This is a genomic window from Microbacterium sp. FW305-3-2-15-F-LB2, assembly GCF_058787255.1.
Genome location: NZ_JBYSZO010000001.1, coordinates 623,765 through 634,716, shown reverse-complemented (window position 1 = coordinate 634,716; position 10,952 = coordinate 623,765). Strand labels below are relative to the sequence as shown.

Here is a 10,952-nt window from a genome sequence, read left to right as displayed (position 1 = left end):
TCACGGGGCGTAAGACGCCGCTGGACAAAGCAGAACCCCGGGTGCCGAGGCATCCGGGGCTCTGAGGAAATCGCAACGCGATCAGCGAACGACCACCGCGAGGACGTCGCGAGCCGAGAGCACCAGGTACTCGTCGGCGCCGAACTTGACCTCGGTGCCGCCGTACTTGCTGTACAGAACGCGGTCGCCGACGGTGACGTCGAGGGGGACACGGTTGCCGTTGTCGTCGATACGGCCGGGTCCGACGGCGACAACCTCGCCCTCCTGCGGCTTCTCCTTGGCGGTGTCGGGGATGACGAGACCACTCGCGGTGGTCTGCTCAGCCTCGACCTGCTTGATGACGATGCGGTCCTCGAGCGGCTTGATGGAAACCGACACGGTCTACCTCTTCTTTCTCGTTACAGAAGACTCGTTAGCACCCACACCAGGAGAGTGCTAATCCGAGTGTAGAGAAGTGCTGGCACTCATGCAACGCGAGTGCCAACAGTTTCGACACCTAGGCTGGCCCGGTGGAGATCGCCGAGCTGACCGCCCTGCTCACGCCCGACGGGCTCACCCTGCTCGACGAAGTGGGACCGCTCACGACCACCGACGACGCCGCCCGCGCGGTGTCGCGGCTGCGCGCGGCGGGCCACTCCCCCGACCTCGTCGCGGCCGTCGTGAGCCAAGCCCGGCTGCGCGTGCGCGCGGGCGCGAAATTCGGTCCTTTCGCCGACCGGATGCTCTTCACCCGCGCGGGGCTCGAACAGGCGACGCGCCTGCCGATCGCGGCACGGCACGCGGGTCGGTTCCGGGCCGCCGACGTGAGCTCGGTGGCCGACCTCGGCTGTGGCATCGGCGGTGACGCACTGGGCCTCGCGGGGCTCGGCATCCGGGTGCACGCGGTCGACGCCGATGAGGTCACGGCCGCGATCGCCGCCTACAACCTCGCCCCCTTCGGCGACGCCGTCACGGTCGCCCACGGTCGAGCGGAGGATGCCGACCTGAGCGGCGTGGATGCGGTCTGGCTGGACCCCGCGAGGCGCACCGCCGGCCACGGCGAGACCCGGCGCGTATCGGCCGACCAGTGGTCGCCGTCACTCGAGTGGGTGTTCGAGCTGCTCCGCGACCGGCCCGGCGGCGTGAAGCTCGGGCCGGCGTTCGACCGTGAGCTCATCCCGGACGACGTCGAAGCGCAGTGGATCAGCGCCGACGGTTCGACGATCGAACTCGTCCTCTGGGCGGGGAGCCTCGCGCGCGACAACGTCCGCCGCGCTGCGCTCGTCGTGCGCGGCGACGACGCCTGGGAACTGACGGCACCCTCGGATGCTCCCGACGTCGAGCCCCGCGAGCTCGGTGCGTACGTCCACGAACCCGACGGCGCCGTGATCCGCGCGCGCCTGATCGGCGAGGTCGCGCGATCGCTCGAGGCCGGCATGGTGGCCCCGGGCATCGCGTACCTGACCTCTGACGCGGCTCTGACGAGCCCCTTCGTGTCGTCGTTCCGCGTACGCGAAGAGCTCCCCGCGGACACGAAGAAGCTCGCGCGCGCCCTGCGCGATCGCAGCATCGGAACGCTCGAGATCAAGAAGCGCGGGGTCGACATCGACCCCGCCGCACTGCGGACGCGCCTCTCGCTGCGCGGCGACGAGTCGGCGACTTTGCTCGTGACGCGCGTCCGTGGCCGCCGCGTGGCGCTGCTGGCCGACCGCGTGGGGTGACGCGCGGGCGCTGAAGCAGACGCTCGCCGAAGCCCGGACCGCGTCCTCAGGCCGCGGTCTCCGCGGCGCGGGCGGCGAGGAAATCATCGATGCGGTGCCGGGTCGCCATCAGCGTCTCGATGCGCGTGGAGAGATCCTCGCGCACGCGGGCGAGCTGGACGGCGAGCGCATCGTGAGCCTCGGCGGGGGCGTCGCCGGTGCACGCGAGCACGGACGTGACGATCTCGCGCGAGAAGTCCATCTCGAAGAGCATGTGGATCACGACCGCCCGCTCGACCGCGACGTCGTCGTAGCGGCGGTAGCCATTGGATTCACGTTCGGAGTCGATGAGCCCGAGCTGCTCGTAGTACCGCAGCGAGCGCGGGCTGACGCCGCTGCGCCGACTGACCTCGCCGATCCTCATACCCACCGCCTTGACCTTGACACGATGTCAATCTATACGCTCGCCCCGACCCCGTGGCGAGGCGCCCGGGGTGAGGAGGACTTCGCATGACCCACACCATCTCGGTCGCCGGCCGGACGCGCACCTTCGTCGTGGTCGGTGACCCCGACGGCCCGCCCGCTCGCCCTGTCGTCCTCGTCTTCCATGGGTCGCGCCAGAGCGGCGACATCCACCGCCGCTTCACCGGCGGCACCCTGGACGGTCTCGCCGACGAGGGTCGCGCCGTGATCGCGTATCTCGACGGCTACCGCGGCAACTGGAACGACGCGCGCGCGGCGAGCGCGTTCCCCGCGCGCCGCGAGAACATCGACGACGTCGCCTTCGCCCGCGATGTCGTCCGATCCCTCGCCCGCAGCCACGGCATCGACACCGCGAGGGTCATCGGGGTCGGGTACTCGAACGGGGGCCAGATGGTGATTCGCCTGCTGCACGAGGCGGACGACCTGCTCGCGGGAGCGGCGATCGTCGCGGCCACGATGCCCGAGCGAGAGAACTTCCTCGGTGATTTCGGCGCGCCGACGCCTCGCCCCGTGCCGATCGCGATCGTGGCCGGAACCGCGGACCCCATCGTCCCGTTCGAGGGCGGACCGATGGCGTGGTGGGCGCGCGCGCTGTTCCGCGTCGGCGGCGCCTCCCTGTCGGCCACGGCCACCGCCGAGTACTTCGCGCGCCGCAACGACATCGCCGACGCGCCGTCCACCGACCACGGCCCCGCCCCGGCGCCCGGGCGTGCGGCGATCGACACTGTCGCCTACCGACAGGAGGGCCGTGCTCCGGTGACCCTCCACGTCGTGCGCGGCGGGGGCCACACCGTGCCGGGGCCGACCCCCGGCCCGCGGGTGGTCGGGCGCACCGGTGAGCGTCCCGGCATCCGGGACATCGTCAGCGATCTGATGAGCGCGAGCGCCGTGGAAGGGGCTTAGACCGGCGACAGCTGCGGCAGCGCCCACAGGAGCCATCCGGCGCTGAAGACGATCGAGAGGACGGCGAGCGCGAGAGCCCAGATCGCCACCCTCCGGCTGTCGTGCGCGCGACGCAGCGAGATGACCGACATGACGAGCGCGATCACGCCGAGCGGGAGCAGCACGCCCGCGAACAGCGAGGCGACGAGTGCCGTGATCGCAACGGCCAGGGCCCACGGTGCGACGGAGGGCGGCGCCGTCGGCGTCGGGGGGCTCCACGGCAGAACGTGCTCGCCGAACGCCGCGCGCTCGAGCTGGGCCGTCGGCAAGCGCTCGCCGTCGAAAGCGTCGCCGGCCGCGATCTGTTCCGCGGCGGTGGGGATCGGCGCGCTCTCGCCCGCCGCGCGCTCCCGTCGGCTCAGCGGCTCCGGCTCGCTCACGAGGCGGCCCCGACGGGAACGGGGCCGGGGGCCGTGGCATCCGGATCCTCGGCGACCTGGATCTCGGTCACCGGCAAGGTGGAGTCGGCGCCGAACGCCAGGGTCGACGGGCGGCGGCCCGACGCGATGAGCTCGGCGGCGAGCGCGGCGATCATGGCGCCGTTGTCGGTGCACAGCCGCAGCGGCGGAATCCGCACGGCCACGCCCGCGGCGGCGGCGCGCTCGATCGCGACGTCGCGCAGGCGCTTGTTGGCGATCACGCCACCGCCCAGGAGCAGGCGCGGCACGCCGTACCGCTCGCAGGCGTCCAGCGCCTTCGTGACGAGCACATCGACCACGGCCTCGCGGAACGACGCCGCAACGTCGGCGACGGGCACCGGCTCGCCCGCTGCCTCGTGCTGCTCGACCCAGCGCGCGACCGCGGTCTTCAAGCCCGAGAACGAGAAGTCGTACCGGTGGGATGCCATGTCGGAGGCGCGCGAGAGCCCGCGCGGGAAGCGGATCGCGGTGGGGTCGCCGTCGGCGGCGGCGCGGTCGATCTCGGGACCGCCCGGGTACGGCAGCTTCAGCAGACGGGCGACCTTGTCGAACGCCTCGCCGGCGGCGTCGTCCATCGTCTCGCCGAGCAGTTCGACGTCGCTGGTGAGGTCGCGGACGAGCAACAGCGAGGTGTGTCCGCCGCTCACGAGGAGCGCGACCGTGGGGTAGTCCAGCTCCCCCGCCTCGGCATCGAGGATGTCGGCGGCGATGTGTCCGACGAGGTGGTTCACGGCGTAGAGCGGTTTGTCGAGGGCGACCGCGAGACCCTTCGCCGCTCCGACGCCGACCATCAGGGCACCGGCGAGTCCGGGACCGCTCGTGACGGCCACGGCGTCGATCTCTGCGAGGGTCACCCCGGCCTCGGCGAGCGCCGCGTCGATCGAGGGCTGGAGCGCCTCGAGGTGCGCCCGGGCTGCGACCTCGGGGACGACGCCGCCGTAGCGGGCGTGCTCGTCCATGCTCGAGGCGATCGTGTTGCTGAGCAGCTGACGGCCGCGGACGATACCGATGCCGGTTTCGTCGCAGCTGGTCTCGATACCCAGGACGAGGGGCGCGTCCATCAGCACCATCCCTTTCCGGTCGTCGCCGCGTCATCGGGCGTGCGGCGCGCGGTCCACGCCCGCAGGTCGAGTTGCATGACGATCGCGTCGACGTCGTCGGGCTGGTAGTACCGCGGGCGACGGCCGATCTCGGCGAAGCCCTCCGAGGCATACAGCGTCTGCGCGACGGGGTTGTCGGCGCGGACCTCGAGGAACACCTCGTGCACCCCGCGGCGCTCGGCCTCGGCGAGAAGTTCCGTCAGCAGGGCGCGGCCTCTCCCGCGTCCGCGCGCGGTCTCGGCGATCGTGATGGTCTGGATGTCGGCATCCCTCGCCCCGCGCACGGCCCGCAGCCCCGCGTACCCGACGAGGCGCCCCGCCTCCTCCGCCACGACATACCAACCGTGCGGAGACGCCAGCTCTTCGCGCATCATCGCCGGACTCCACGCGTCGGTGGGGAACGAGGCGTGCTCGAGCGCCATGATCGCGTCGAGGTCGTCGAGGGTCGCGGCGCGCGTCGTCACGCGCTCACCCGCTTCGGCGCATGCGCGGCCACGACGTCGGGGCTGCGCAGATACAACGGCTCGGATCCGGCGAGGACGCGGCCGGCGTCGAGCGCCCGGGCCGCCGCGAGCGCGATCATGGCGGCGGAGACGCTCGTGGCGTCGTACCGCACCGCTCCGGCCTCGGCGAGCCGGGCATCGAGATCGTCGCGGGGGCTGAGCATGGCATCCGTGATCCGCACGGGGAGTCCGTCGTCGTCGATACCGTCGAAGACGCTGTACGCGAACTCCTTTCGCCGTGCGTCGGTGACGACGGCGAAGCGCGGGGTGTCGGTGCCGGTGAGCGCATCGGAGAGCAGGATGCCGAGCGCGATGCCGTCGTGGCTCGGGACGGGGACGACCGGGATGCCACGCCCGAGGGCGAACGCGCGCGCGGTCGCGATCCCGACGCGAAGACCGGTGAAGGGACCCGGACCCATGCCGATCGCGATGTGCGTCGGGTGCGGGGCCACGCGAACGGCTCGGCTCAGCAGATCGCCGATGACCTCGGCGTGCCCGAGCGGGTTCGCGCTCTGCTCGTCGGCGAGGATCTCGCCGTCGCGCGCGATCGCCGCCACGGCGGTGCCGAGGGAGGTGTCGATGCCGAGGATCACCGTTCCAGGGTATCCGGGGCGCCCGACACCGGTGCCGCCGACGGCCCGTCCGGCGTACCTCGTCCCCCTTCTGGGGGTGCATGTCCCACTTTCGGCCACTTCAGGCGGCCCCCACCAGCCATAAGTGGGACATGGGTGGGGGGCCCGACCGCCCGTCCGGCGTACCTCGTCCCCCTTCTGGCGGTGCATGTCCCACTTTCGGCGACTTCCGGCGGCCCCCACCGGCCATAAGTGGGACATGGGTGGGGAACAGCCCGGACCAAGGGCATCCGGCGAGGCCCTCGGCTCCGAAGAAGGGGTATGGAACGACAGCTGCGCCGCGTGGTGGTGCCGACGGCCGCGGGCCCGATCGTCGTGCACGCCGGTCGGAGCTCTGCCGGAGCCGTTGCGACGGTGCTCCTCCACGGCGCCGCCGGATCGTGGCGGACGTGGATGCCACTGCTCAGCGCCGCCGAACGGCTCGGCATCCCCCTCGACGACGTCATCGCGATCGACCTGCCGGGGTGGGGCGAGTCGCCCGGTCCCGTCCCCGGCCCCACCGATGCCGCCGAAGCGGTGGTCGCGGTCGCCCGCGCCCTGGGGTATCCGCGCTGGCGCGTCGTGGGCCATTCCCTCGGCGCCGTCGTCGCCCTCGATGTCGCCGCGGCGTTCCCCGCGCAGACCGTGGCCGTGGGGCTCGTCTCCCCCACCGGTGCGGCGGTGCGCGCTGTGATGCGCCGGCCCGTCTCCGGGTGGACCGTGCTCCCGGCATTCGGCGGCATGGTCGCCGCGATGGGCATCCTCCGCGGTATCGGTCCCCTCGCGCGTCCCCTCCTTCGAGGACTGCGTCGCATCGGCGCCCTGCGGCTGTTCGCGCGCCCGCTGTTCCGGCATCCGGATCGTGTCGACACCGCGGTCTCCGACGCTCTGGCGGACGAGATCCGGCCCGCGGCCTTCCTCGCCGCCGCCCGTGCCGCCCGGACCCACGACGACGCCGCGTGGAAGCGGATCACCGCACCGGTTCGCGCCGTACGCGGCCGGCACGACGTGTTCGCCGGGCGTCAGGACGCGCGCGACGCCCGCCGGCGCATCCCCGGGTATCGCGAGACAGTGCTGGAGGACAGCGGGCACTTCGCCCACGTCGAGCAGGCGTACGAGACCCTGCGCGCCCTGCGCGACGTGTGGACCGCCGAGCCCGACCGCCGTTCGCCCTCGCGGCGCGACCGGCAGCCGACCTGAGGCGTCAGGGGCGACGCGAGATGGTCACCGTCCGAGGGGCGTCGGCGTCCAGGTCGAGAGTGTGCGGGGCGATCTCGCCGCACGCGTTGTCCACACCTCGACCGCCGGTCTGACGCGAGATCTCGATCTCCCACCAGGAGTCGGCGAGGTGGTCGGCGACACCGCGGCCCCACTCCACGATCACGACCGAGTGCTCCACATCGATGTCGAGGTCGTCGAGCTCGACGGCGGCGCCCAGCCGATAGGCATCCACGTGCACCAGGGGTGCCCCGCCGACGAGCGACGGGTGCGTCCGAGCGATGACGAACGTCGGACTCTGGACCGGACCCCGGATGCCGAGCCCCTCGCCGATCCCGCGGGTCAAGGTCGTCTTGCCGGCGCCGAGCGGACCGGTGAGCACCACCACGTCACCGGGTTCGAGGGCGTGGCCCAGCGCGCGTCCGAGCTCCTCCATGTCGGCGGGTCCGGCGATCTCGCGCTCACCCAGCAGCTCATCGGGAACGCTCACGCGCCCACCTCCCGTCGCGGCACCCGCGGACCGATGCGGGTCACGATCTCGTAGTCGATCGTGTCCGCGGCATCCGCCCAATCACGCGCCGCGGGCACGCCCAGCGTCGGATCGCCGAACAGCACGGCCTCGTCTCCCACGGCGACCGGGTGATCTCCGACGTCGACGACGAACTGGTCCATCGCGATGCGCCCGGCCACCGTGAAGCGGCGGCCGTTGATCGACACGGGTCCACGACCCGACGCCTGCCGCGGAACGCCGTCGGCGTACCCGAGGGGCACGAGCGCGAGAGTGGTGTCGGTCTCGGTGCGGTAGGCGTAGCCGTACGACACCCCCGTGCCGGCCGGGACGCGGCGTACCGCGGCGACGGCCCCGCGCAGCGTCATCGCGGGACGCAGGCCGAGGTCGGCCGAGCTGCGGTCGTGGAACGGTGAGATGCCGTAGATGCCGATGCCGATGCGCACGGCGTTCAGCCGCGCCTCGGGAAGGGCGATCGCGGCGTGGGTCGCGGCGATGTGCCGGAGCGGCGGGGTGAGCCCGGCCGCGGCCGCGAGCACGACACCCTCCTCGAACTTCGCCAGGGCCGCGCGGTCGTCGGCCTCGCTCGTGTTCGACAGGTGCGAGAACAGCCCCACGACCCGCAGACGACCGATCCGCTCGAGGCGTGCGGCCTCGGAGAACACCACGCGCCAGTCGGCGGGCGGGATGCCGTTGCGCGACAGCCCCGTCTCGATCTTCAGGTGCACGGCGGCGGGACGGCCGCCCTGAGCCGCCTCCCCGGCCCGCAGCAGTTGGTCGATGTCGGAGATCCCGAGCTCGACGTCCTCCCGCACGGCCTCGACGAAGGACGCCCCCGGCGCGTGCAACCACGCGAAGACCGGTGCGCGGAGGCCCCGGCGTCGCAGCGCCAGCGCCTCGTCGATATCGGAGACGCCGATCCGCGTCGCGCCGCCGCGCAGCGCCGCGACCGCCGCACGGTGCGCGCCGTGCCCGTAGCCTTCGGCCTTGACCACGGCGATGACCTCGACGCCGGTCAGTCGGCGCAGGTGCCGCACGTTCTCGGTGATCGCGTCGACGTCGATCAACGCTTCGCGGAGCACTCCGGATGCCATTCTCATGCGCGCTCCTCCCGGATCGGTTCGGCGGGCCCCGCCTCGGGTGCAGCCGGTCCGGCCTCCGCGATGACGTACGCCGTCGCGAGCGCGGCGTCGTGCGACATCGAGAGGTGCAGCGCCGTGATCCCCCTCGCGGCCACGGTCGCCGCGGTCTCGCCGGTGAGCGTGAACGTCGGACGCCCCGAGGGCTCGGGCGTCACCTCGATGTCGGTCCAGTACACGCCGTCGGAGCCGCCGAGGGCCTTGATCAGCGCCTCCTTCGCGGCGTACCGCGCGGCGAGCGACCGGGGCTTCAGCAGCCGCTCGGCGGGCGCGAACAGGCGGGTGAGCAGCCGGGGCGTGCGCGCGAGCTGCTGCTCGAAGCGCGGCACGTCGACGAGGTCGACGCCGATTCCGACGATCATGCGCCCTCCCTCCCTGGCATCCCGTCCATTCTGCCGGTGCCGGCCGTCGCCCGGCGAAACGGCGAGGGGCCGGATGCCCGTGGCATCCGACCCCGAAAAGCCCGCGGATTACTCGACCGTGACCGACTTCGCGAGGTTGCGCGGCTGGTCGACGTCGAGGCCCTTGGCCTCGGCGAGGCCCATGGCGAAGATGTGCAGCGGCACCACGGCGAGCAGCGGCTCGAACATCGGCGCGGCGAGCGGGATGCGCAGCACCTCGTCGGCGGCCGGGAGCACCGCCACGTCGCCCTCTTCCGCGATCGCGATGACGCGGGCGCCGCGGGCGCGGATCTCCTCGATGTTCGACACGACCTTCTTGTGCATCTCGCCCGACCCGCGCGGCGACGGCACGACGACGAACACCGGCTGGCCGGGCTCGATGAGGGCGATCGGGCCGTGCTTGAGCTCGCCGGCCGCGAAGCCCTCGGCGTGGATGTACGCCAGCTCCTTGAGCTTGAGGGCGCCCTCGAGCGCGATCGGGTACCCGACGTTACGGCCGAGGAACAGCACCGATCGGGTGTCGGCCATCCAGTGCGCGAGCTGCTCGATGCGGGCCTGCTCGGTCTCGAGCACGCGCGCGATCTTGCCGGGGACGGCCTCGAGTTCGGTCACGGCCTCGACGGCGACGACCGGGTCGACGGCGCCGCGCACGCGGCCGACGTGCAGCGCGAGGAGATAGAGCGCCGTGATCTGCGCGACGAAGGCCTTCGTCGAGGCGACCGCGACCTCGGGGCCGGCGTGCGTGTAGACGATGGCATCCGACTCGCGCGGAATCGTCGCGCCCTGCGTGTTGCAGATCGACAGCGTCTTCGCGCCGCGCGAGCGGGCGTACTTCACGGCCATGAGCGTGTCCATCGTCTCGCCGGACTGGCTGATCGAGACAACGAGCGTCCGGGGCGAGAGCACCGGGTCGCGGTAACGGAACTCGTGCGCGAGCTCGACGTCGACGGGGACGCGCGTCCATTTCTCGAGCGCGTACTTGCCCACCATGCCGGCGTACGCGGCGGTGCCGCACGCGATGACGAGGATGCGGTCGATGTCGGCGAGGAACTCGTCCATGCCGTCCAGCTCGGGGATCTCCACACGGCCCTCGTGGATCCGGCCGCGGATGGTGTTGGCGACGGCCTCGGGCTCTTCCGAGACCTCCTTGGCCATGAACGACGACCATCCGCCCTTTTCGGCGGCCGACGCGTCCCAGGTGACGTCGAAGGCTTCGACCTCGACCGCGGCGCCGGAGAAGTCGGTGACCTCGACACCCTCGGGCGTGATCGCGACGATCTCGTCCTGACCGATCGCGAGGGCCTTGCGGGTGTGCTCGACGAACGCGGCGACGTCGGAGCCGAGGAAGTTCTCCCCCTCGCCCAGGCCGATCACGAGCGGCGAGTTGCGGCGGGCACCGACGACGAGGCCGGGGTGGTCCTTGTGCATCGCGAGCAGCGTGTAGGCCCCCTCGAGACGGGACACGACGGCGCGGAATGCCGCGACCAGATCGCCCGTGCGGGCGTACTCGCGCCCGATCATGGCGGCGGCGACCTCGGTGTCGGTCTCGCTGCGGAACGTGATGCCCTCGCCGACCAGCTCGCTCTTGAGCTCGGCGAAGTTCTCGATGATGCCGTTGTGGATGACGGCGAGCTTGTCGTCGTCCGCCAGGTGCGGGTGCGCGTTGGCGTCGGTGGGTCCACCGTGCGTCGCCCAGCGTGTGTGTCCGATGCCCGTGGTGCCGTCGGCGAGGGGCGTGGATGCCAGGTCGTCCCGCAGAACGGACAGCTTGCCGGCGCGCTTACGCATGCCGAGGCCGCCGTCGCCGTCGATCACGGCGATGCCGGCGGAGTCATATCCCCGGTACTCCAGCCGTGACAGGCCCGCCAGCAGGATGTCCTGGCTCTGACGAGGACCCACGTATCCGATGATTCCGCACATAGCCTCCGAGTCTACGGGGCCGTGCCTGG

Annotated in this window: 13 protein-coding genes; 3 read left to right on the top strand and 10 right to left on the bottom strand. The window is 72.2% G+C overall.

What is annotated here, in order from left to right; genetic code table 11:
- Nucleotides 1–81 precede the first annotated feature (81 nt).
- Nucleotides 82–378 (bottom strand): co-chaperone GroES, encoded by a 297-nt coding sequence (gene groES, locus AC3WLZ_RS03115; protein ID WP_076491199.1) that lies wholly within the window; start codon nt 376–378, stop codon nt 82–84.
- Between the two features lie 131 nt (nt 379–509).
- On the opposite strand from groES, the gene AC3WLZ_RS03110 reads away from it, so the two are divergent.
- Nucleotides 510–1,700 carry a THUMP-like domain-containing protein gene (locus AC3WLZ_RS03110; protein WP_492469012.1) on the top strand — a complete coding sequence of 397 codons (1,191 nt, stop codon included), beginning with the start codon at nt 510–512 and terminating at the stop codon, nt 1,698–1,700.
- A gap of 46 nt (nt 1,701–1,746) precedes the next feature.
- On the opposite strand, the gene AC3WLZ_RS03105 is transcribed toward AC3WLZ_RS03110, so the two are convergent.
- The gene (locus tag AC3WLZ_RS03105; RefSeq protein ID WP_492469011.1) at nt 1,747–2,103 is read right to left on the bottom strand and encodes a MerR family transcriptional regulator; all 357 of its coding nucleotides are present in this window, start codon (nt 2,101–2,103) and stop codon (nt 1,747–1,749) included.
- 86 nt (nt 2,104–2,189) lie between these two features.
- On the opposite strand from AC3WLZ_RS03105, the gene AC3WLZ_RS03100 reads away from it, so the two are divergent.
- Nucleotides 2,190–3,065, top strand: a complete 876-nt coding sequence (locus AC3WLZ_RS03100; RefSeq protein ID WP_492469010.1) for a CE1 family esterase — start codon at nt 2,190–2,192, stop codon at nt 3,063–3,065.
- Here AC3WLZ_RS03100 and AC3WLZ_RS03095 read toward each other — a convergent pair.
- The 4 genes from AC3WLZ_RS03095 to tsaB are packed head-to-tail and all read right to left on the bottom strand — an operon-like array spanning nt 3,062 to nt 5,719.
- Nucleotides 3,062–3,484, bottom strand: a complete 423-nt coding sequence (locus AC3WLZ_RS03095) for a hypothetical protein (RefSeq protein WP_492469009.1) — start codon at nt 3,482–3,484, stop codon at nt 3,062–3,064. The two genes, AC3WLZ_RS03100 and AC3WLZ_RS03095, sit on opposite strands and share 4 nt — an antisense overlap.
- Nucleotides 3,481–4,584: a tRNA (adenosine(37)-N6)-threonylcarbamoyltransferase complex transferase subunit TsaD gene (gene tsaD, locus AC3WLZ_RS03090; RefSeq protein ID WP_492469007.1), complete on the bottom strand. Its 1,104-nt coding sequence runs from the start codon at nt 4,582–4,584 to the stop codon at nt 3,481–3,483. The genes AC3WLZ_RS03095 and tsaD overlap by 4 nt, the downstream gene beginning before the upstream one ends.
- Nucleotides 4,584–5,087: a ribosomal protein S18-alanine N-acetyltransferase gene (gene rimI / locus AC3WLZ_RS03085; protein ID WP_492469006.1), complete on the bottom strand. Its 504-nt coding sequence runs from the start codon at nt 5,085–5,087 to the stop codon at nt 4,584–4,586. Before rimI ends, tsaD begins: the two co-directional genes overlap by 1 nt.
- Nucleotides 5,084–5,719, bottom strand: coding sequence for a tRNA (adenosine(37)-N6)-threonylcarbamoyltransferase complex dimerization subunit type 1 TsaB (gene tsaB / locus AC3WLZ_RS03080; RefSeq protein WP_492469005.1), 636 nt, complete (start codon nt 5,717–5,719; stop codon nt 5,084–5,086). Before tsaB ends, rimI begins: the two co-directional genes overlap by 4 nt.
- A 300-nt stretch (nt 5,720–6,019) precedes the next feature.
- Here tsaB and AC3WLZ_RS03075 point away from each other — a divergent pair, with 300 nt between their 5' ends.
- The gene (locus tag AC3WLZ_RS03075; RefSeq protein WP_492469004.1) at nt 6,020–6,937 is read left to right on the top strand and encodes an alpha/beta fold hydrolase; all 918 of its coding nucleotides are present in this window, start codon (nt 6,020–6,022) and stop codon (nt 6,935–6,937) included.
- 4 nt (nt 6,938–6,941) lie between these two features.
- On the opposite strand, the gene tsaE is transcribed toward AC3WLZ_RS03075, so the two are convergent.
- The 4 genes from tsaE to glmS all read right to left on the bottom strand — a co-directional run bounded on the left by tsaE (nt 6,942) and on the right by glmS (nt 10,923).
- On the bottom strand, nt 6,942–7,445 hold the full coding sequence (gene tsaE, locus AC3WLZ_RS03070) for a tRNA (adenosine(37)-N6)-threonylcarbamoyltransferase complex ATPase subunit type 1 TsaE (protein ID WP_412923621.1): 504 nt from the start codon (nt 7,443–7,445) through the stop codon (nt 6,942–6,944).
- The gene (gene alr / locus AC3WLZ_RS03065) at nt 7,442–8,563 is read right to left on the bottom strand and encodes an alanine racemase (RefSeq protein WP_492469003.1); all 1,122 of its coding nucleotides are present in this window, start codon (nt 8,561–8,563) and stop codon (nt 7,442–7,444) included. The genes tsaE and alr overlap by 4 nt, the downstream gene beginning before the upstream one ends.
- Nucleotides 8,560–8,964 (bottom strand): holo-ACP synthase, encoded by a 405-nt coding sequence (locus AC3WLZ_RS03060; protein WP_412923619.1) that lies wholly within the window; start codon nt 8,962–8,964, stop codon nt 8,560–8,562. Before AC3WLZ_RS03060 ends, alr begins: the two co-directional genes overlap by 4 nt.
- Before the next feature lie 108 nt (nt 8,965–9,072).
- A complete protein-coding gene (gene glmS, locus AC3WLZ_RS03055; protein ID WP_492469002.1) occupies nt 9,073–10,923 on the bottom strand; it encodes a glutamine--fructose-6-phosphate transaminase (isomerizing) in 1,851 nt (616 codons plus the stop codon).
- Between the last annotated feature and the right edge of the window lie 29 nt (nt 10,924–10,952).

Excerpts from the sequence above, each read along its gene's own strand:
- AC3WLZ_RS03060 (WP_412923619.1), bottom strand. The coding sequence starts at position 8,964 with ATGATCGTCGGAATCGGCGTCGACCTCGTCGACGTGCCGCGCTTCGAG.
- alr (WP_492469003.1), bottom strand. The coding sequence starts at position 8,563 with ATGAGAATGGCATCCGGAGTGCTCCGCGAAGCGTTGATCGACGTCGAC.
- AC3WLZ_RS03105 (WP_492469011.1), bottom strand. The coding sequence starts at position 2,103 with ATGAGGATCGGCGAGGTCAGTCGGCGCAGCGGCGTCAGCCCGCGCTCG.
- AC3WLZ_RS03075 (WP_492469004.1), top strand. The coding sequence starts at position 6,020 with ATGGAACGACAGCTGCGCCGCGTGGTGGTGCCGACGGCCGCGGGCCCG.
- glmS (WP_492469002.1), bottom strand. The coding sequence starts at position 10,923 with ATGTGCGGAATCATCGGATACGTGGGTCCTCGTCAGAGCCAGGACATC.
- tsaD (WP_492469007.1), bottom strand. The coding sequence starts at position 4,584 with ATGGACGCGCCCCTCGTCCTGGGTATCGAGACCAGCTGCGACGAAACC.
- AC3WLZ_RS03100 (WP_492469010.1), top strand. The coding sequence starts at position 2,190 with ATGACCCACACCATCTCGGTCGCCGGCCGGACGCGCACCTTCGTCGTG.